At 54.9% G+C, this 21,240-nt stretch carries 15 protein-coding genes and 1 tRNA gene; 7 read left to right on the top strand and 9 right to left on the bottom strand.

Annotation, left to right across the window (positions count from 1 at the left end):
* Positions 1-19 precede the first annotated feature (19 nt).
* From SH248x_RS17730 to SH248x_RS17720, 3 genes are read right to left on the bottom strand one after another with little or no spacing between them, the layout of a single operon-like run.
* Positions 20-517, bottom strand: coding sequence for a hypothetical protein (locus SH248x_RS17730; RefSeq protein WP_459555641.1), 498 nt, complete (start codon positions 515-517; stop codon positions 20-22).
* Positions 514-870 (bottom strand): hypothetical protein, encoded by a 357-nt coding sequence (locus tag SH248x_RS17725; RefSeq protein WP_459555640.1) that lies wholly within the window; start codon positions 868-870, stop codon positions 514-516. The genes SH248x_RS17730 and SH248x_RS17725 overlap by 4 nt, the downstream gene beginning before the upstream one ends.
* 42 nt (positions 871-912) lie before the next feature.
* Positions 913-1,920, bottom strand: coding sequence for a P-loop NTPase family protein (locus SH248x_RS17720; RefSeq protein ID WP_459555639.1), 1,008 nt, complete (start codon positions 1,918-1,920; stop codon positions 913-915).
* A gap of 162 nt (positions 1,921-2,082) precedes the next feature.
* On the opposite strand from SH248x_RS17720, the gene SH248x_RS17715 reads away from it, so the two are divergent.
* Both SH248x_RS17715 and SH248x_RS17710 read left to right on the top strand, forming a co-directional pair.
* Complete coding sequence (locus SH248x_RS17715) at positions 2,083-2,946, top strand: SPL family radical SAM protein (RefSeq protein ID WP_459555638.1); 864 nt, start codon at positions 2,083-2,085, stop codon at positions 2,944-2,946.
* 72 nt (positions 2,947-3,018) lie between these two features.
* A complete protein-coding gene (locus SH248x_RS17710) occupies positions 3,019-3,759 on the top strand; it encodes an MBL fold metallo-hydrolase (RefSeq protein WP_459555637.1) in 741 nt (246 codons plus the stop codon).
* Positions 3,760-3,941: 182 nt separating this feature from the next.
* On the opposite strand, the gene SH248x_RS17705 is transcribed toward SH248x_RS17710, so the two are convergent.
* Together SH248x_RS17705 and SH248x_RS17700 are read right to left on the bottom strand one after the other, a co-directional pair.
* Positions 3,942-5,408 (bottom strand): DUF1501 domain-containing protein, encoded by a 1,467-nt coding sequence (locus tag SH248x_RS17705; protein WP_459555636.1) that lies wholly within the window; start codon positions 5,406-5,408, stop codon positions 3,942-3,944.
* 226 nt (positions 5,409-5,634) lie between these two features.
* Complete coding sequence (locus SH248x_RS17700; protein ID WP_459555635.1) at positions 5,635-8,760, bottom strand: DUF1553 domain-containing protein; 3,126 nt, start codon at positions 8,758-8,760, stop codon at positions 5,635-5,637.
* Positions 8,761-9,406: 646 nt separating this feature from the next.
* On the opposite strand from SH248x_RS17700, the gene SH248x_RS17695 reads away from it, so the two are divergent.
* Positions 9,407-10,402, top strand: coding sequence for a sugar phosphate isomerase/epimerase family protein (locus SH248x_RS17695; RefSeq protein WP_459555634.1), 996 nt, complete (start codon positions 9,407-9,409; stop codon positions 10,400-10,402).
* 89 nt (positions 10,403-10,491) lie between these two features.
* On the opposite strand, the gene SH248x_RS17690 is transcribed toward SH248x_RS17695, so the two are convergent.
* The 3 genes from SH248x_RS17690 to SH248x_RS17680 form a co-directional block, all read right to left on the bottom strand.
* A complete protein-coding gene (locus SH248x_RS17690; RefSeq protein ID WP_459555633.1) occupies positions 10,492-11,526 on the bottom strand; it encodes a YheT family hydrolase in 1,035 nt (344 codons plus the stop codon).
* 457 nt (positions 11,527-11,983) lie between these two features.
* The gene (locus SH248x_RS17685) at positions 11,984-13,213 is read right to left on the bottom strand and encodes a pyridoxal phosphate-dependent aminotransferase (protein ID WP_459555632.1); all 1,230 of its coding nucleotides are present in this window, start codon (positions 13,211-13,213) and stop codon (positions 11,984-11,986) included.
* Between the two features lie 460 nt (positions 13,214-13,673).
* Positions 13,674-13,746 (bottom strand) — tRNA-Phe (locus SH248x_RS17680).
* 292 nt (positions 13,747-14,038) lie between these two features.
* Between SH248x_RS17680 and SH248x_RS17675 the strand changes: the two genes are divergently transcribed.
* Complete coding sequence (locus SH248x_RS17675; RefSeq protein ID WP_459555631.1) at positions 14,039-15,058, top strand: FIG domain-containing protein; 1,020 nt, start codon at positions 14,039-14,041, stop codon at positions 15,056-15,058.
* Between the two features lie 339 nt (positions 15,059-15,397).
* Here SH248x_RS17675 and SH248x_RS17670 read toward each other — a convergent pair whose 3' ends face one another.
* On the bottom strand, positions 15,398-16,222 hold the full coding sequence (locus SH248x_RS17670; RefSeq protein WP_459555630.1) for a hypothetical protein: 825 nt from the start codon (positions 16,220-16,222) through the stop codon (positions 15,398-15,400).
* Positions 16,223-16,882: 660 nt separating this feature from the next.
* On the opposite strand from SH248x_RS17670, the gene SH248x_RS17665 reads away from it, so the two are divergent.
* From SH248x_RS17665 to SH248x_RS17655, 3 genes are all read left to right on the top strand, one after another.
* A complete protein-coding gene (locus SH248x_RS17665; protein ID WP_459555629.1) occupies positions 16,883-18,391 on the top strand; it encodes a cytochrome c in 1,509 nt (502 codons plus the stop codon).
* 222 nt (positions 18,392-18,613) lie between these two features.
* Positions 18,614-19,465 carry a cytochrome c oxidase subunit II gene (gene coxB / locus SH248x_RS17660; RefSeq protein ID WP_459555628.1) on the top strand — a complete coding sequence of 284 codons (852 nt, stop codon included), beginning with the start codon at positions 18,614-18,616 and terminating at the stop codon, positions 19,463-19,465.
* The gene (locus SH248x_RS17655) at positions 19,465-21,240 is read left to right on the top strand and encodes a cytochrome c oxidase subunit I (protein ID WP_459555627.1); all 1,776 of its coding nucleotides are present in this window, start codon (positions 19,465-19,467) and stop codon (positions 21,238-21,240) included. Before coxB ends, SH248x_RS17655 begins: the two co-directional genes overlap by 1 nt.

The following is a 21,240-nucleotide window of genomic DNA, read 5'->3' as shown; positions in this document are numbered from 1 at the left end:
GTATTGAAAGTGAGTCAGGTTACTGGTCGCAGTATTCAGGAAATCTATTAATAGCAGTACGAAACCGATCAAGAAAAATTCTGCCGCGACTCTCATTTTGGAACTTCTGCCACAGGGGAAAATGATACGAAGCAGGTGCAGTTAATGGAGAATCATGAGGCCATGGGTATTCTGGATTGGGGCCGACAGCCAATGTAGGAGCAAGATGCTCTATTTCTCTTGAGAAGCTGACTGCTGTTCGAATCCAGTTTTGAAATGAACTCACATTCCCAAACTCGAATATCTCATGGACACGACCACGACCATGTCCCAGAAACCGCAGAAATTTTGTAAATCCGGCGTGGGATTTCGGTGGTGGATTTCCATCTCGCCAGAAATATGCTTTTGCGAGCTTTTCGGTCGACATCTGTAAATAGTGAAGCAAGTGACATTCGTGTGCTCCATATAGATTTAATTTATGGAAAACTTCGTAGTCGCTCTTTGCTTGCGTCCACCATGCGTCTTGAAACCCATTCATACAGCTGCCGTTTCCACATGTTTGTCTTTACCGTAATGAATTCGTCCATCCAGAGACCAGTCATCTGGCAGCTTTAATTCTCCCGTCAAAACGCTTTGCCACTCAGCAGGAGTTACATCAACTACTCGAAGCGTATGCTCCAACTCGGTTCCGAAATCGACTGCAAAATCGACTGGCTCAAGTGTTTGATGAATCGAGTCGCCTGCCCACGTATTAATTTCGACAAGGCGAATATCTCGATTTGGAGATTGATTCGGTAAATAGAAGACATCTGAGATGCTTGGATCAGCAAGAAGATGCTGCTTCGCATAGAAATCAGCTAATTTGTCTCGATCATATGGCAACGAAGTCATACTTATCTCCTGGACTTTGAAACAACACTCATAATCGCATCCTCACGCAAATCGGTTGTCATCATCTTCATCATCGAAGTCGTCGTCATACTCCTCATCATCGTCGTCATCATCAGTGGCCATGGCGTCGGGGTGGAGGGTCTCGTTCGGAGAGAAGAAGAAGTCCCCCAGTCCCATGGGAAGGGTATTGCCACCAGAGTAGCGTTGCTTCTTCTCAGCCATCTCGTTGAGGTTGATCGCCTCCTCACCCAGGCATGCCAGTACAGATTCGCGCCAGGCTTGATCGAGGCCGAGGGGATGTTTCTTTTCAGACGCCAGACGCTTGATCGCGTAACGCAGGACATTGATCCCATCACGCGTCGAGAAATCGAGCTTGAGGGCATGCGACTGCTGCAGGAAGTCAACAGTCAATTGCAGCAGAGAATCTTCCGCGAACGGGAGGTGATACTTGAGAATCGCCAGTTCGTCTTCTCGCGCGGGGTGAGTCAGTGTCAGTGTCGGCTGCAGGCGACTGAGGATGTAATCGGGGATTTCAAACGTTGACTCATCTTCGTTCATCGTCACGGCACAACAGAAGTTGCGATGAGCAGGAATCGTCAACCCCGCGATGATCGATTCGATGTAGCGACGATGGTCGAGCAGCGGAGCCAGCGACGCCCAGCTCTTCTCGTTCATCCGGTTACCTTCATCAAGAATGCAGATACCACCTGTGATCATCGCGGTGACGAGCGTCGAGGCGTGATACATGATCTTACTGCCATCACCAACGACCGGCGTGACGAGCAGGTCTTCCGGACGCGTGTCGGCGGTGCACTGGAAGATAAACACATCCTGCTTGCGCTCACGGGCAGCAGCCATCGCCAAAGAGGTCTTGCCGATCCCGGGCGTCCCAACCAGACGAGGCGTCAGAGGCAGGTCGCGATCATCAACTGTCAGCCAGCAGGCGAGGATGTGAGAGAGGACTTCACTTTGACCGATCCAATCCGACTTGGTGACGTCCGGCTGCGATAGATGCAACGTAACGCCATCGATTTCAACAGTTTGTTTCATACCGACAGGTTTCTCGTGAGGTTGTTTCGACTGCAGATGTGAGAGAGGTTTCGTAATGCGTATTATAGGAGGATATAGGGGAGAGAGAAGGAAATTGAGAATGACGAACACGAAATTGGCTGTCTATCAGGAAATATTGTGTCTGATAATCGCGAGGGTCATGTGACTTCACAAACATCGCTCATCCGGGCAAAGTCAGTTCTGACACGGACATCGGGATATTTGACGCAGATCTCCTCCCATTCGCTCAATCCCTATCAGGGATGTTCGTTTGGCAAGACTTTGTGCGGCGTTTACTGCTACGTCCAGCACAACAGCTTCGTGACCAAAGGACGCCCGTGGGGGCAGTTTCTGGACGTCAAACAAAACGCAGCAGATGTCTACCGTCGACAATTTGCCCGTGAACAGAAGTGGGCACGCCAGACCATCGGCCAGTTCGGAATTTTCCTGGCCAGTTCCACAGATCCTTATCTGCCACAGGAAGCAACTCAGAAAGTCACCCGATCACTCCTGGAAGCCATGCTCGAGAAACCACCTGACGTGCTGATCGTCCAGACCCGCAGCAAGCTGGCGTCACGCGATGTCGATCTGCTCGCCCAATTGAGCCAGCGATCCGACCTGCGAATCCATGTCACGATCGAATCGGATCGCAACGGCCTGCCAGTTTTGCCTCGTCCCGCAAGCTCCGTCGAAAATCGATTCGCTCTGGTGGAAACAATGAAGTCTGCGGGCATTCGCACCATTGTCACAGTCTCGCCACTCTTGCCCATCGAATCACCACGAGCATTCTTTGAACGCATCGCCAGAGTCGCAGACGGGGTCGTTATCGACCATTTCATTGACGGCGATGGTTCCAAAAACGGGCAACGAACATGGAAGACCGACCTGCCAGACGCGATGAATCAGGTCGACCCAACAGCGACATCGATCGAGTACCGCGACCAGATCATCGCCATCGCACGCGAGGTCATGCCCGAACGCGTCGGAGTCTCTACCGAGGGGTTCGCAGGACGGTTCCATTCATAGATTGCTATTCGTCCGAGCGTTCTCCCGCTAGACTGGAGTATTCACCGAGAATGCATCTTGAGGGCTCATGCGATGCGTGTTCACTGTCTGGGATCGGGCGGGTATCATCCCAACGAACGACGTCACACGGCGTGTTACTACCTGCCGGAGCAGAATCTGCTTCTGGACGCAGGGACCGGCGCCTACCGTCTTGCAGATCGACTCGTCTCCACCGAACTGACGATCGTCCTCACGCACGCCCATCTGGATCACATCTGCGGATTGACGTTTCTTCTCGTGCCCATGCTGTTAGGCAAACTGACCAGCGTCGAGATTCTCGCCGAACAAAAGACGATTGATGCTGTCGAAAAGCATCTCTTCGATCCCGCCGTTTTCCCGATGCGGCCTGACTTCAAGATGACGCCGATCACCGCCGGTGATGAATTTCAACTGGGAGAGGTGAAGCTCTCAACCTGTCCACTCCCATTGCACCCCGGCGGCTCGCTGGGAGTGAAGCTGACCTCATCCCGCGCCATGTTCGCCTACATCACCGACACCGTCACCAGCGAAGATTACATCCCGTTCATCAAAGGGGCCAATCTGCTGCTCCACGAATGCTACTTTCCCGACGAGAAAGCCGAGTGGTGCGAACCCGCCGGCCATTCCCACACCACCGCAGTCGCCAGCATCGCCAAGGCAGCAAACGTCCAACAGATGGGACTCATTCACGTCGACCCGCAATGCGAACATGACGATCCGATCGGGATCGAAGTCGCGAGAAAAATCTTCCCGCGCACCGTGATGGTCGAGGACCTGGACATCTTCCAAGTCTAAGACCAATCACCACTTACTTCATCGCGGATTCTCTCAACGTGCCATGCTTGCAGCTTTGGGCAAGCATGTTCTGAACGCTCCAACGTCCAAACGAAGCAGCATGCTCACCCAAAGCTATGAGCATGGCACACCTTTTGTAACTGCGCTGGATTAAACCGCTATTAGTCTAAGACGCAGCCCTGTTACGCCAGGAGCGCCTGGACAATTTGGGCTTGCTCGACCCCCGTCAGCTTCTGATCCAGGCCCTGATACTTATAGGTGAACTTCTCGTGCTCGAAGCCCAGCAGGTGCAGGATCGTCGCGTGGAAGTCACGGACGTGAACCGGATCTTTGACGATGTTGTAGGAGAAGTCATCGGTCTCGCCGTAGATGGTTCCCCCTTTGACACCCGCGCCCGCCATCCAGATCGTGAAGCAGCGTGGGTGGTGATCGCGACCGTAGTTCTCCTTCGAGAGCTGGCCTTGCGAATAAACCGTCCGACCGAACTCGCCTCCCCAGAGGATGAGGGTGTCATCGAACATCCCACGGTTCTTCAGGTCCGTGATCAGCCCATAAGTGGCGCGGTCAATATCTTTGCATTGCGATGGGAGTCGTCCCGCGACGTTGCCGTGGACGTCCCAGTTGTTGAGATAAACCTGGACGAAACGCACACCACGCTCGACCATGCGTCGTGCCATCAGACACGTATTGGCGAACGAGCCAGGCTTGAGAGACGCTTCGCCGTAAAGATCGATCGTGGCTTTGTCTTCCTGAGTCAGGTCGGTCAGTTCGGGAACGCTGGTCTGCATGCGGTACGCCATTTCGTACTGCTTCATGCGAATCAGCGTCTCGGGATCGCCCAATTGGTCGTACTTAACCTGATTGAGTTTCGAGATGCCATCGAGCGTACTGCGACGAACCGGTGACGGGACACCCTGCGGGTTATTGATATAGAGAATCGGATCGCCACTCGAACGCAGACTCACGCCCGCGTGTTCTCCCGGTAAAAATCCCGATGACCACAACTTACCTGAGATCGCCTGCTCCTGATCGCGATTCGAAGGAGTTGCAATCATGACGACGAACTTCGGCAGGTTCTCATTGAGTGACCCCAGCCCATACGACATCCACGATCCCATGCAAGGCTTGCCCGCAATCTGATTGCCAGTCTGGAACATCGTGATCGCAGGTTCGTGATTGATGGCTTCCGTGTGCATACTCCTCACATACGCCAGATCATCGACGATCTTAGCCGTCTCCGGCAGCAATTCCGAAACCCACATACCCGACTGGCCATGCTGGGCGAACTTGTACTTCGACGGTGCGATCGGAAAGCGAGACTGACCGGACGTCATGGTCGTCAGACGCTGGCCATTGCGCACGCTCTCCGGCAGGTCCTTGTCGTACCACTCTTCCATCTTCGGCTTATAGTCATACAGATCCTGCTGGGGCGGACCGCCGACCATGTGCAGGTAGATGACGTTCTTAGCCTTGGGCGGAAAGTGCGGCCCGACTCCGCTCGCCGGATTGTTAGCCATCGGCGATGCAGCGGTCGCAAGACCCTCTTTCGCCAGGAGTGAAGACAACGCCGCCCAGCCGACGGCATTCACGCCGCGTCCCAGGAACTGGCGTCGATTTTCGTTGAGAGCTGCTTCGTAGAATGGGTTCATGGGTAGGGCTTAGGTATTGGGGCTTAGGGCTTAGTGAAAACCATCGAGATCAATTCCGCTCCCCTTTGAGGAGAGCGGCATTTCGTCCCTTCTCCCTTGAGGGGAGAAGGTGCCCGAAGGGCGGATGAGGGTGGGCGATAGGCAAGTGTTCGCTTCCCTTCGCCAATTCAAGTGCGAGGCAACAATCAGTCTGTCTGGAATCCCAAACAGTCAGCGTGTTCACCCATCACTTACAAAGAACTTCATCGAGGTTCATCAGTTCGTTGGTGAGCATCGTCCACGCGGCCAGTTCGACCTTGTTGAACTCGGCTGGGGATTGATGCTCGCCGACATGCAGAAGTTCTTCCGCCTGTGTCGGATTGGCTTCATAGTACGCTTTGAGGTTGTTCCACGATTCCTCTGCGATCTGCTGTTCAGCTTCGTTGAAGCGACGCGAGATTAGACGGCTCGTCATGTAATCGAGTTGGACAGAGAATTCGCCGCCAGAGACTTTCATCCCCTGCTCGGACAGGTAACGAGCCGCTTCGACGAACTGCGTATCATTGAGCGTCACCAACGCCTGCAAAGGCGTGTTGGTCCGCTCCCGTTTGACGACACAGTTCTCGCGCGTCGGAGCATTGAAGATTTCCAGCGCCGGCGGCGGAGCAAAGCGTTTCCAGAAGGTGTAGACACTGCGTCGATACAGGTCTTCGCCCGTGTCTTGTTTGTAATTGCGGGTCGTGCTGCCGGGCATGCCGACGACTTCCCAGATATTCGCCGGCTGGTAAGGCTTCACGCTGGGCCCACCCATTTTGGTCGTCATGATCCCGCTGGCCGCGAGCGCCGTATCACGGACCATCTCGCCGTCCATGCGGAAACGAGGACCGCGAGAAACGAGTCGATTCGCAGGATCAATCTCAATCTTCTCAGGCGTCGTCTTCGCAGACTGCTGATAAGCATTCGACATGACCATCAGCTTGTACATCCGCTTGATATCCCAGTTGTTTTCGCGGAACTCGACAGCCAGCCAGTCGAGCAGTTCCGGGTGAGACGGAAGTTCGCCCGTAATGCCGAAGTCACCGGTCGTCGAAACCAGACCTGTCCCAAAGACTTCCTGCCAGAATCGGTTCACAGCAACACGCGCCGTCAGCGGGTGGTCACCAGTAATGGTCCACTTCGCCAACCCAAGGCGGTCTTTGGGCAGGTCCTCGTTCATCGCGGGCAGAATGTCTGGCGTGTGAGGATGGACTTCGCCATTGCGTTTATCGTAATCGCCACGGGCAAGAATATACGCCATCGCTTCGGTGTCTTTTTCGTGCATCACGTGAGCAATCGTCCCGCGAGTTTTGATCGCTTCTTTTTCGGTTTCCAGGTCTCGCTTGGCCTGCATCAGGCTCTGATGCGCGGGATCGAACATCTCCATCCAATCGCGCTGCAAAGAGCTGCGATCCTTGTCATCAATGTTGCCCGCATTGCGCGACGTCAGGTAATTGAAACGCCCAGCAAACTTCATCTCACGCAGACGCTGAGGTGTCAACGCCCGCTCGTAAATGCGAACATCAGAGATTGCAATCTCATCCGTTAACGGTGCTTTCGAGCGATGGCCGATATGCAGCGGATGCTCGGTCTGAATCGTGTCGGTCTCGTTGAGACTGTCGGACGTGACATTCAGAGGCTGTTCGACTCCGTCGAAGTAAATCTTCACTCCGGATGGTTTCAGAGAGCCATCGTAAGTCACGAAAACGTGAGTCCACTGCTTGTCCTTCAGAGGCGACTTCGTCGACACCTTGAGCGCCTTCGATGGCCACTCCTGAATGATGTGAGACGCGACTTTATTGTCTTCCAGCCAGAGGTCCCAGCCACGGTGCGGCGACGAATTGCTCATGCGAGAGAAAATCGCTCCGCCTCGCTTGCCGTTGACCTTCACCCAGCCACCATAGGAGAACGCCTGATTGCGTTCGAAATTGCCCGCATTCTGGAAGCCGGGAAGTGGCGATGACCCTTTTGTGGCCCAGGCACGATCACTGATGATTCCCTTCGTGAACGCCTGCGAAACCGAATCCTTATCGCCACTGAAATCAATTGCGTCTTCGTCAGTGACGATCAGCTGACGATCATTCAGAGGGGCATGAAAGACGAGCCCGTCATTCATGTCTTCTGCCAGCTGCTCAGCGAACTGACCTTCTTCGAGAATCTTCTTGAATCGATCCACACCACCAGCGAAGGAATTCTCAACAGCCGTCGAGGCAGCCGCAATGTCTGCATCGATCTTCCCCCAACGATCACGATCTTCAGTCTTCGGAACAACCACGATCGGCGGCGTATCCTGTCGATTGCCATCCATGACGGGCTGAGTTGTGTTGTTGAAAAACGCAGAAAGCTCGTAGAACTCTTTTTGAGACAGCGGATCGAACTTGTGATCGTGACAGACCGCACAACCAGTGGTGAGTCCGAGGAACACCTGGCCGTAGGTCTCTGTGCGGTCTCGGGTATAAAGGACAGCGTACTCTTCCTGAATCACGCCCCCTTCATTCGTCGTCATGTTGCACCGATTGAAACCGGACGCAATCTGTTGCTCGAGGGTCGCCCCTGGCAGCAGATCACCAGCCAGCTGCTCGACGGTGAACGTGTCGTAAGTCATGTTCTTGTTGAACGCACTGATCACCCAGTCGCGGTAAGACCACATTTCGCGGTAGTTATCAAAGTGGATGCCGTGAGTGTCCGCATAACGGGCATAGTCGAGCCAGTACCGGCCACGATGCTCTCCCCAGGTTGGACGAGAGAGAAGTTCATCGACCAGCTTCTCGTAAGCCTTCTCAGACGAATCATTGACGAACTTCTCCACCAGCTCCGGCTCAGGCGGCAGACCGGTCAAATCGAGACTGACCCGACGGGCGAGTGTCCGCTTGTCCGCAGGCCCGGCAGGTTTGAGATTTTTCTCTTCCAGTTTCGCGAGGATAAACGCATCGATCGGATTCTTGACCCAGCTCGGGTCTTTCACGGTCGGGAGCGCAGAACGAACTGGATTCTTGAACGACCAGTGTGGCTCGTATTCTGCCCCTTCGAGGACCCACTGCTTGAGGAGTTCTTTCTGCTCATTCGTCAGCACCTTATGGCTCGACTTCGGAGGCATGACCGACTCTTCGTCCTCGGAGAACAATCGAGCGATCACTTCGCTGTTTTCGACATCGCCGGGGATCAGCGCACCATGCTCGATCGCCTGATCGCGGTCATCCATGCGCAGGTCCGCAGCACGGGTGGCAGAATCCGGGCCGTGGCAGTGAAAACAGGTCTCAACCAGGATGGGACGAATGTCGCGGTTGAATTGAATCTCACCAGCAGAAACGTCCCCGCAGGAAAAAACGGTAGCCATAGCGATGAAAACAATCGAAGCGACCAAGGAACTTCTCGCGCATCGACGAACACATGTCTGCATATGATTTGAACCTGTCTGAGGCGGGATGATGGTAGGCAGGGTGGGCGTAAAGACCAGAAAGCAGTTGCAGATCCCCCATGGAATCGGTCTCGGGAATATCAGCACATCCTCGAGTAGCAACGGTACATCCATCAGATTAGCTTGATCGCTGCGTCATGGCAAGAAGATTCCGGGGGCACGAATGGTGAAATTTGAGAGGTCTGACCAGTCTGATTACGGTTGTTTGCCTCACAGGGACAGTGAATGGCCCCGAGAAGACTCGCACCAACCCTGTTTTCATCACGGAAAAGCATCCTTGGTTGATTTCACGGTCACCTCTTCTCACAATGACAGACGTATTCACAAGGCAAGCCTTTGAAAAACATTGAAGCATGACAAATAACTCATTCAATTTGAGTCCCTGAAGATCCTTCACGACAAAGTTCACTGAAGAGCACAGAGGTTCACAGAGAAGATCTCAGCTTGTTTTCTCTGTGAGCCTTTGTGTAACCCTGTGTCCTCCGTGGTGAATACTCCCGGGATGTTTCTCTATCAAGTCCCTGATGCTTCCCACCCGCTTGACGCTCGAACAAAGGAACTGACGATGGCAAGACCCGTGACGCTGTTTACCGGACAATGGGCCGACCTCCCGCTGGAAACGCTTTGCAAGAAAGCCTCCGAGTTCGGCTACGACGGCCTCGAACTGGCCTGCTGGGGCGATCACTTCGAAGTCGACAAAGCCCTCTCCGACGATACCTACTGCGCCCGCAAGCACGACCTGCTGGCTCGCTATAACCTCAAATGCTTCGCCATCTCCAACCACCTCGTCGGACAAGGCGTCCTTGACAAAATCGACGAACGCCATAAATCCATCCTGCCCAGCTACGTCTGGGGCGATGGCAACCCCGACGCCGTCAACAACCGCGCCATCGAAGAGATGAAGAACACCGCCCGCGCTGCCCAGAAGTTCGGCGTCAGCGTCGTCAACGGCTTCACCGGTTCCAGCATCTGGCACCTCACGTACGACTTCCCGCCAACTCCGAAGTCGATGATCGATGCCGGCTTCCAACTGCTGGCAGACCGCTGGAACCCGATTCTCGACGTCTTCGATGAATGCGGCGTGAAGTTCGCCCTCGAAGTTCACCCGACCGAAATCGCCTTCGACGTCTACTCTGCTGAGCGTGCCCTGCAGGCCCTCGATCAACGCGAAGCTTTCGGCTTCAACTTCGATCCGTCGCACCTCATCTGGCAGGGCGTCGATCCCGTTGAATTCATCCGTTACTTCCCGAAACGCATTTATCACGTCCACATGAAAGATGCCTCCGTGACCCTCAACGGTCGCAGCGGCATCATCACATCACACCTGTCGTTCGGCGATCCTCGTCGCGGCTGGGACTTCCGCAGCGTCGGACGTGGGGGAGTTCGCTTCGAAGAAATCATCCGCGCTCTGAACGTCATCGGCTATTCCGGTCCCCTCTCGATCGAGTGGGAAGACATGGGCATGGACCGCGACGCCGGTGCCCGCGAAGCCTGCCAGTTCACAAAGAACATCGACTTCGCGCCGTCCAACGTGAAGTTCGACGCGGCGTTCGCAGAGTAGTTCTCGCGTTGATCACGAAAATAGAAAACGCCTGGTCGAATTCACTTCGACCAGGCGTTTTTGCGTTACTGACGATCGGTCTGCTTTTCTTACAGTTTGCCGACAATCCACTCGATGATCTGCTTATCCATCCAGCCCTGCCCTCGGGAGTTACAGAACCCCAGGTGCCCGCCGTGACGTGGCGAGACCAGCTTGGTCGTCGCTGAATAGCTGGCTGCACGGAACTGAGAAAATGGAATCAAAGGGTCATCCTGAGCAGCGATGACGAGCGTCGGGACCGTGATCGCTTCCAGAAACTGATTGGCACTCGATTTGGCATAATAGTCAGAAGCCGATTCGAACCCGCAGACAGGTGCCGTGAAGGTTTCATCGAACTCGTACAACGTCCTGGGCCGTCGTGAAAACCAGCCTTCCGGGATGACGGCTTTCAGCGGCTGACTTCGTCGAAGATAAACGTCGCGCGTGCAGTTCTGGCAGAAATAGCGGTCGTAAAGTCTTCCCAGCCCTTTTTGCATCGACTTGACCGTGAAGTTCAAATCGATCGGCGGGCAAATGGCAATCGCTCGATCAATGGTCGAAAGATGCCCGACAGAGGCTGATGTTTCTCCCAGCATTTTCAACGTGACATTACCACCCAGAGAAAATCCAATCAGGGAAATCGGAGAGTCCGGGCACAGGGCGACGATTTCCGAAACGGTCGCAGACAGATCATCCGATCGACCACTGTGATAAGGATAACGGGCCAGACCAGCACCAGCGCCGCAGCCACGCCAGTCGAGGCGAAATGTTCGTGTGTTATTCTTGTTGAGTTGACGTGAGATTCGCGACAGATAAGGGCTGGCATGACTTCCCCCCAGCCCGTGAAGCAGCAAGGCAACGCGATCACCGGGCTGCCAGTCAGTCGGGCAATCGTCCTGATAAATCAGACGATCACCATCGCTCAACAAAACCTCGCCCGTCCTCGTCGTATTGGGCCAGAATTGTTTGCGAATAGACAGCGGGGCGTAAATATACATCCCTGCCAGGGTCTGGAGATGTCCATTGCGGAAATACCAGGGTGGCAGAAAATGTTCATTATCTGTCGGGCTTGTCGGTGTTGATGTCAGTGGTGTTGAAGTCAGCATCGAATTTTCAGATTGGGGGGTCAACGATTGCAACTGCTCGAACAATCCTGCTTTCGATAGAAGCAGGATCATCCTGGAACCAATTTTCAGGAATCGAAATTCGCAAAAAACTCGTTCCCAAAACTGACGTTTTGGCTATTCATTGGCCAGTAGCATAGGAGACCTCAGCAAAAACAAAAAGGCCACTTACAACGATGTAAGTGACCTTTTTTTGAGATCTGATACGAATCCCAATTTAAGCCAACGGGGTCACGGAAGTCCCGCTAGACTCAGAACTTGGGGTGAGCATGCTGTTTCGTTTGACTTTGGAGCGCTCAGAACATGCTTGCTCAAAGCCGCAAGCATGGCACTTTGGGAAAAAGACGCGCTCAATAAGGTGGTGATTGGTATGAATTAACGCTGAATGCTCTCTTGGAACGAGACCGTAATGATCGAGCCAGTTTCCCAATGACGTTCGTCATTTCTTACCATGCTTCGCCCGATAATCTGCCAGGAAGGTCGCAATACGGCCGATGGCATCCCGCAAAACTTCTTCATGGGGAAGAAAAACCAGCCGGAAGTGATCGGGTTGAGCCCAGTTGAAGCCCGTCCCCTGCACCAGCATCACATGGGTCGCTTCGAGTAATTGCAGGAAAAACTGACGGTCATCCTTGATCGGGTAAACCTCCGGATCAAGGCGAGGGAACATGTAAAGCGAGGCCTGCGGCTTGACACAGGTCACTCCCGGAATCGCAGTGATCAGTTCATAAGCCAGATCCCGCTGTTTTCGAAGTCGCCCACCCTCGCCCACCAGATCGTTGATACTCTGATATCCCCCCAGTGCTGTCTGAATGGCCCACTGACCTGGAACGTTGGCGCACAGCTTCATGTTGGCCAGCACATTCAGACCTTCGATAAAGTCGTTTGCAGCCTGCTTATTCCCCGAAATCACCATCCACCCTGCCCGGTAACCGCAGGCACGATAGCTCTTCGACAACGAATTGAACGTCAACGTCAGCACATCCGTCGACAGGCTCGCCAGCGCCGTGTGATGAATGCCGTCGTAAAGAACCTTGTCATAAACCTCATCAGCGAAAATAACCAGCTCATGCTCGCGGGCGATGTTGACAATCTCCCGCAGGACATGGTCAGGATAAAGCACTCCCGTCGGGTTGTTTGGATTGATGAGGACAATCCCGGCCGTCCGCGGCGTGATCTTCGATCGAATATCCTCCAGGTCAGGAATCCACCCGTTGGCTTCGTCGCACAGATAGTGGACTGGCTTGCCACCCGCCATGCTCGTGACTGCAGTCCACAGCGGATAATCCGGCGCCGGAAGCAGCAGTTCGTCTCCGTCATTGAGCAACGCCGAAGTCGCCATCGCAATTAGGTCCGAGGCACCGTTCCCCAGATAGATATCTTCCAGCGTTACGCCGTGCACGCCCTGGGTCTGCGTGTAGTGCATGATCGCTTTGCGGGCAGCAAAAATCCCCTTGCTGTCCGAATAGCCCGCCGAATTCGGCAGGTTGCGGATCATATCTTCCTGCACTTCCTCAGGAGCATCGAATCCAAAGGCAGCCAGATTGCCAATGTTCAGTTTGATGAGTTGCAGGCCTTGCGATTCCATCTGCTTGGCACGATCCATGATCGGCCCGCGAATATCGTACAGGACGTTAGCCAGTTTGGTCGATTTGCGTATCGTCTTCACGACGTTCTTCCATGGTGATGTAACGAAAATGATTGGATGGCTGCGAGTTCACCCTGAGCCGGACCGCAGTGTAGAAACATCGGACCGATCAGCATGCCAAACACAGAGAAATTCGCCAGTCCGACCCACACCGCTCAATTGACACGGCCTAAATCGACATGTTCGCATTCAGACATGTTAAGTATAGCGTCTGAGATAATTTGGGGGAGTGAAAGCACAATCGCCTAATCCGGACCGCCAAAACCACATCTCCAGAACGCGAAAAGTCAGGTCCCGAGGAAACTTAGCTAGCTCCTCACATACCCCTTATCCCTTCAGAGGCGCCGACCGACCGCCCCATCCGCTATCACAATCCGACCACCAACTTGATCGCTGCATTTCTCCAGCACGCGCTGCATTGCTTAATTGTCTTGATGCCATAAAAAAAGCCACTTGCGTTCAACGCAAATGGCTTTCTGAGTGGACAGGGCGGGAATCGAACCCGCGACACCAGGATTTTCAATCCTGTGCTCTACCGACTGAGCTACCTGTCCGTTTCGTCCCCGGCTTGAAATGGACACTCGATTTATCGGCTGGTTCGCAGCGAAAATTCGTTGTTTTTTCAAGGAGGCGAAGAGCGAATCATAGGCGGGGACGGCGCCAATTTCAACGCAACCGGCATATTCTATTGGGACTCCCGCGCAGAATCTTAGCGGTCGGTCCGTCTGCAACGGCGCTCGCGCTTGTCGATTGAGCCCAGACGCCTTATGTTGACGCGATGGCCGGAGTCCGCTACCGGGCGCTGTTTTCCTATCAAATGCCCTATTTTACTGAAGGAACCTGCCCATGACCGGCCGGTTTATCTCCGAACTCGAAGTCGCGATCCAGGCTGTCGCGACCGCCTCGGTCCTGTGTCGCAATGTTCAAGCCGCCATTGCGACGGATGCCATCGAGAAAAAGGACAAAAGTCCTGTCACCATCGCGGATTACGTCTGCCAGGGAATCGTCAGCCACCTGCTTCACCAGGCTTTCCCGAACGACCCGCTGATTGGCGAAGAAGACGTCGAAGAACTTCGCCAGGACTCCCAGAAACCCTATGTTGATGCGGCTTTGGTCGAGTTCGCTAAACTGAATCTCGACTGGAAAGCAGACCGCAACGCCCTCCTGGATTCGATCGCCCGTGGCGGGACTGCTGGCTTCTCCAGCCGATTCTGGACCCTCGACCCGGTCGACGGAACAAAAGGGTTTCTTCGCAAAGAGCAATACGCCATTTCACTGGCCTTGATCGTCGATGGTGTGATCGAAGTCGGCGTCCTGGGTTGCCCGAATCTCCCGGAAAAAGGTGTCGATCCGATCCTGGCGACAGGATCGAAAGACCCCGGCGTCATGCTGGTCGCGATGCGCGGCGGGAACGGAGCCTATGCCATCCCGCTCAACGACATCTCTCAGCGCCATCCGATCCGGGTTTCCTCAGTCACGGATCCCGCCCAGATGAAGTTCTGCGAATCCGTCGAATCGGGACACAGCGCTCATGATCACTCAGCAACGGTCGCGAAGACGCTGGGGATCTCAGCCACTTCCATTCGCCTCGACAGCCAGGCGAAGTACGGCGTCTTAGCGCGAGGAGAAGCAGAAATCTACCTGCGTCTACCAACACGCAAAGGCTACAAGGAAAAGATCTGGGACCACGCCGGCGGCGTCATCGTCATCGAAGAAGCAGGCGGAGTGGTGACCGACATCGACGGCAAGCCGCTGGACTTCACCCACGGACGAGAACTCCTGAAGAACCGCGGAATCGTCGCCTCGAATGGCCCGATCCATCAGCAAATCATTGAGATCATTCCGACTCTGGGCCTGGATGATTGATGCCTCACGCTCCATCTCCCCTTGGAGAGCTGTCTTCGATCCATCTCTCTCGGGGAGCTATCTTTGTTCCTTCTCCCTCGGGGAGAAGGTGGCCGAGTCTTCGAGGTCGGATGAGGGATCCCTGCGAACCACCCTCGACAACGTAAAAAATCAGCGCGTAAAAAAGGCTCGTGACGGTGGCGTCACGAGCCTTTTGTGATCTCAGTGCCTGTCGCATGCGAGTGAATGCCAGCGAATACTCGCCTATCGCACACCCTCATCCGCCCTTCGGGCACCTTCTCCCCTCAAGGGAGAAGGAACAGAACACGGCTCCCCTCAAGGGAGAAGCGGCAAGACGTTTTAGTTGCGGCCTGGACCACGGCCTGGGCCGTTGTTGTAGCCAGGGCCATTATAGCCTGGGCGTCCGTCGTTACCGCGGCCGTCGCTACCACGACCATCGTTACCGCGACCATCATTCCAGCGTCCGTCGTTTCCACGGCCTGGACCATTGTTGTTATTGTTGTTGTCGTGAGCGCGGTCGGTATCGAGGCCGGCGTCGTACATGAGGTGGTGGATCGAAGCTTCGACCAGTCTCAGGCGTGAGCGGAGAGAAACGTCGCCGTAAGAGCGTCGGTTGCTGCTGTTCCAGCCACGGACGTCTTCCTGGACTTCGTGAATCTGATCGTCCATCCGCAGGAGGCGTCGGCGCATTTCATCGTTGTTGGCGTAGTTGCCGCGGTTGTGGACCCACTTGGCGTCTTCGAGGATTCGGTAGGCGTCGGCGTAGGTTTGCTTGAAGTCGCGATTGTGGCCGTAGTTATAGTGCATTTCCAGGCAGGTTTCGTTGACCAGAGCTTCCAGGCGCTCAGCCAGATCATCCATGTGACGTCGACCGCCGAAACGCATTTCTTCGACTTGAGACTGAGTGCGGTAGCGAGTCTGAGTTTGTGGACGATAGTAGTACTTACCATCGCGGTTCCAGTAAGTCCCTGCGTGGTTGTCGTCGTAGTGCGGCAGGACGTACTTCGAGTTGTCTTCGATGAAGTCGTAGTTGTAACGACCGATGACGCTGCCGAATTCGTCGCGGACAGAGTGTTCGCGTCGATCGACTTTGTACTGAGCGAATGCTTGCGAGCTGGAAGCAACCAGCAGCGTGACCATCAGAATGGTGCGGAACTTGAACATGGACAATCCTTTGAGTTGGGAAGTTTCGACTCTCCGAGTCGTGGCCTGGCCGGGATGAAGGTCAGGGTGAGCTAAAGCTCAAGTCTTAATATAAGCGTGTCATGTGCGGAAAAAGTTCCCGCATTTCACACCGACTGTGACAGTTTGGCCCGCGTCACAAGATGGGTAGATTACTCGATCCCGTGAATTCGCAGCAACGCCTCTTTTCTCCATTTTACGGAATTTCTTCTCTCACTAATGAACAAGTCTCCCTAAGTCAAATCCCGCCAAGCAGTAACGAGCAGCAACTGCTCGACGCATGTAAACTGTCAAAGACGGAGAATCTCAGTCGGGGCGACTAGCCCTCCTGAAGGTCGCTTATCAGTCCATGGCGACGGATTTTTAAAAAGCAGTCCGTGCGCATTCTTAAAGTTGCTCCTCAAGATTTGCGCCGTTTGAGATATATTGCCAAACGAAGTGCGATCGATAACTCGTTGGAATGGAACAAAATGTCGCAATTCAAGAATGGGTATCTAGGTAATCGCAGTGCACGCAGGTATGATATTGGCACGTCCAATACTCTCACGATTTGGCAAAATCGTGCAGCTTTTCGACCGGAGTTCGCACAATCCTGCAAAACTCCGACACCTCGTGACTTAATATCTCCCGAATATGAATGAGATGATGTCGATTCGCCGTCCCGGGCTGTTGTCATGGTGTCTGCTGATGCTGACAACCCTGCTCACTGGCTGCATGGGCTCCAGCCAACCTGATTTCGTTGGCAGTCAGCGGCTTGATGGCTTGACTCCGTATGCCCGCGAAGCCGTTCAAACGGTGATCAAAGACAAGTTTGGCAGTCCGTCCAGCTTGCGATGCCCGACGACGACCGTGATCGCGACTGGCGATGTTCGTGGGACGGTCGCTCTCGAAGAATCGAAAGCCACCCAGGAAACCCTCGACAAGCTGAATACGACCTCGGACCTCGCGATCGAAGATCCGATGGCGTTGACCTCGAAGTCGATCCGCTTTGTTCCCACGCTTGATCAGCAGTTCGCAGCCATTGAGAAGCTGACCGAAAAAGAAAACGCGGCAATCAAAGATTATCTTGCCGCTGTCGTCTCTGAATCGCGCCCGATCACCTTCAATGCCGACAAGACGGAGATCACACTCGCTCAACCTGTGAAGCCAGCCAGCGTCAACGAAGGGGAATTCATCCTCGACGAATGCAAAGACCTTTACCGTGGCCAGCAGCTTTACATGCTGCACTGCGTCCACTGCCACGGCGTCTCGGGTGATGGCAACGGGGCATCCGCCAAGTACATGAATCCTCGCCCTCGTGATTACCGCCAGGGCGTCTTCAAGTTCACTTCGACCGCAGCCACCAGCAAAGCCAGCACCGCGGACATCAAGCACATCATCGCTGACGGCATTGCTGGAACTTATATGCCCTCCTTCAAACTTCTCAGCGAAGACGACCTGACCAGCATCACCAACTATGTGAAGTTCCTTGCCTTCCGTGGCGAACTCGAGAACCGGCTGATCAACGAAGTCGCTTTTGAATACTCTCAGAAAGCCTACGACGAACGCATCGCGGGCGGCGAAAAGCCTGAGGAGATCGAGACGCTGTTCAAAGACTATCTCGCTCAGATGTTCCCGGACATCGTCTCTTCGAACGTCGAGTTGATCGCTGCCGACTGGACGGCTGCGGATGAAGCAGATTCCGTCATCACCCCCCAGGGGCCTCGCCCCGAACCGGACGCAAAGTCTCTGGCAGATGCAACCAAAACCTCGATCGAAAACGGACACCTGCTCTTCCTGACCAAAGGCCAGTGCGCTGCCTGTCACGGCGAAAACGGGCGCGGGGACGGCGTTCAGACACGAGCCATGCAAGCCAATGCACAAGGGGACATGTTCGCAGAACCTGGCCTTCATGATGAATGGGGCAACCTGACTCCGCCACGCGATTTCCGCACGGGTGTTCTTCGCGGCGGGCGTCGTCCAGTCGATATCTACCGACGCATCCACTCCGGCATCAAGGGCACCAAGATGCCTCCAGCCGGTGCCTCTCTGACCGAAGAAGAAATCTGGGACCTGGTCAATTACGTCCTCGTGATGAGTAACTCCAAAGGCCAGCCCTCCCCTGTCCCGGCTGCCAAGCCGACGACGGAAGTTTCTTCCACTGGAAATTGAATTTAGACACAGAGCTCACAGAGAACACCGAGTTCGGAAAGAGAATAAACCACGGATAAACGCAGATTCACACAGATGAGATTGAAACAAATTTCTGATCTGCGTTCATCAGCGTTAATCTGCGGTTCAAATGACTTCTTTCTCATTGGCGATTTGGTTCTCTCAGTGATCTCTGAGGCCTCTGTGGCAAAAAAACTAATCTCCTGAAACGGAAAACATATAGTGTCTCGACTCTGGTGTCTTTTCTTTATGTTCTGGCCGGTTCTGGCCCTCTACATCTGCTGGGTCGCACCGACTCTGGGATGGGGGTTTCCGGGCGATGGCGTGTCTGATTCCCCCATCGGCAAACGGATCGACCACCTCTTCTGGTTGATCATGGCGATCACGACTGGGGTCTTCGTCCTGACGCAGATCGCGATGGGATATGCGTTGTGGAAAGCCTCCACCAAGAAGCCCGAAGAACCTGCTCAGCACTTCCATGGCAGTCACACCCTCGAAGTCATCTGGACCGTTATCCCCGGCGCTCTGCTCCTGTTCATCGCGTTCTACCAGATGGATGTCTGGGCTGACTTCCGTTTGAAAAGTAGAGCCCCTGCCACGAAGTCCGGTTCTCTGATCGCGGAAGTCACGGCTCGTCAGTTCGAGTGGCGCATCCGCTACCCTGTCCCCGGCAAAGATCTCTCCCCGACTCCCGTTCCTGGCGATCTGTACGACGTCAACGAACTGATCATCCCGGCGAAAACGCCTGTCATGATTTACCTTCGCACTGATGATGTCCAACACTCCTTCTTCCTGCCAACACTCCGCATCAAACAGGATGCCATCCCCGGCAAAGTGATTCCCATCTGGTTCGAAGCCGAAGAGCCCGGCAGCTATCCCCTGCTCTGTGCAGAACTTTGCGGCTGGGGCCACTACAAAATGGGTGGCAAGCTGACGGTCCTCTCTCAGGAAGACTACACCGCACGCATGCAGAAGATGGCCCAGGACTTCGGCGTTGCACCAGCAGCGTCCACACCAGCAGCGCCGACACCGGGCGTCGCTTCCACCAGCCAGACTCAGGAAGGGGCGAACTGATGAGCACGACAATTCCAGCACACGGCAGCCTCGAAGACGCTCACGCACAGCACCATGCTCACGCGCAAGGCAACTTCATCACCAAATACGTCTTCTCGACCGATCACAAAGTCATCGGCATCCAATTCCTCTTCACCACGATCGCGATGATGTTCATCGGCGGGTTGTTCGCACTGGGCATCCGCTGGCAGCTGGCGTACCCGTGGACGACGTTGCCCTTCTTCGGCGAAGCGCTGTTCGCTCAGCAGGGCGGTCAGATGACCCCCGAGTTTTACACGATGCTCTTCACGATGCACGGGACCGTCATGGTGTTCCTTGTCGTGATTCCGATCCTCGCGGGTGCTTTTGGCAACTACCTGATCCCGCTGATGATCGGCGCGCCCGACATGGCGTTCCCGACATTGAACATGCTCAGCTACTGGTTCATGTGGCCCGCCATCTTCTGCTTCGGCCTCTCGATGTATTACGAAGGCGGCCCCGCTGCGGGCTGGACCTCCTACCCGACGCTCTCAGCCCTCGCTCAATCATCGCCCGGATCGGGGTTCGCCCAGTCGCTGTGGTTGATGGGGATCACGCTCGTCGGCATCTCGTCGATGATGGGCTCGATCAATTACATGACGACCATCATCAACATGCGTGCTCCTGGCATGACTTTGATGCGCATGCCGATGACCATCTGGGGCATGTTCATCACAGCGATTCTCCAGGCCTTTGCGCTGCCCGTCCTGACCGCAGCCGGCGTGATGCTGATCTGCGACCGGATGCTCGGCACCTGCTTTTTCGTTCCGGGAGGACTGATCGTCAACAACGCTGCCCCGACCCTCGGTAGTGGACAGCCTCTCCTGTGGCAGCACCTCTTCTGGTTCTACTCACACCCTGCCGTCTACATCATGCTCCTGCCTGCCATGGGAATGATCTCTGACATCCTCGCGACAATGTCCCGCAAGCCCCTCTTCGGCTATGTCCCCATGGTCATCTCAATGCTGACGATTGCGGGCCTGGGCTTCATCGTCTGGGGACACCACATGTTCATCTCAGGCATGAATCCCGTCATGGGCATGGCGTTCATGGTCTCGACCGTCCTCATCGCCCTCCCCTCTGCCATCAAGACCTTCAACTGGCTCGCGACCATCTGGGGTGGACGCATCACGTTCAACACGCCGACGCTGAACGCGGTCGCCTTCGTGACGATGTTCGTCGTCGGTGGTCTCTCGGGCATCTTCATGGCGGCTGTCCCGGTTGATATCTACATTCACGATACCTACTTCATCGTCGCCCACTTCCACTATGTTCTCTTCGGCGCCACTCTGTTTGGAATCTTCGCTGCCATTCACTATTGGTTCCCGAAGATGTCCGGTCGAATGATGAATGAGCGGCTTGGCCAGACACACTTCTTCCTGACCTTCGTCTTCGCCAACGGCACCTTCTTCCCCATGCACCTGCTGGGGGTCGCCGGTATGCCGCGACGTTATGCAGACCCCTACATTCACCAGTACCTGGAACACCTGCTCCCGATGAACCAGCTGATGACCTGGTTCGCCATCGGTATGGGACTGGCTCAGATTCTTCTGGCCGTCAACCTGATTCACAGCTTCTTCTGGGGCGTCAAAGCAGGCCGCAACCCCTGGAACGCCAACACCCTCGAATGGGACACCCCCAGCCCACCCCCTCACGGCAACTTCGATAAGCCGCTGATGGTGTATCGAGGCCCCTACGAATTTTCATCACCAGAACATCCGCAGAAGGATTACTGGCCACAGACGGAACCCGCGTAG

Source organism: Lacunimicrobium album (assembly GCF_052161635.1).
In the GTDB taxonomy this organism is placed as follows: domain Bacteria; phylum Planctomycetota; class Planctomycetia; order Planctomycetales; family Planctomycetaceae; genus SXPC01.
This window is presented reverse-complemented; position numbering and strand designations above follow the sequence as displayed.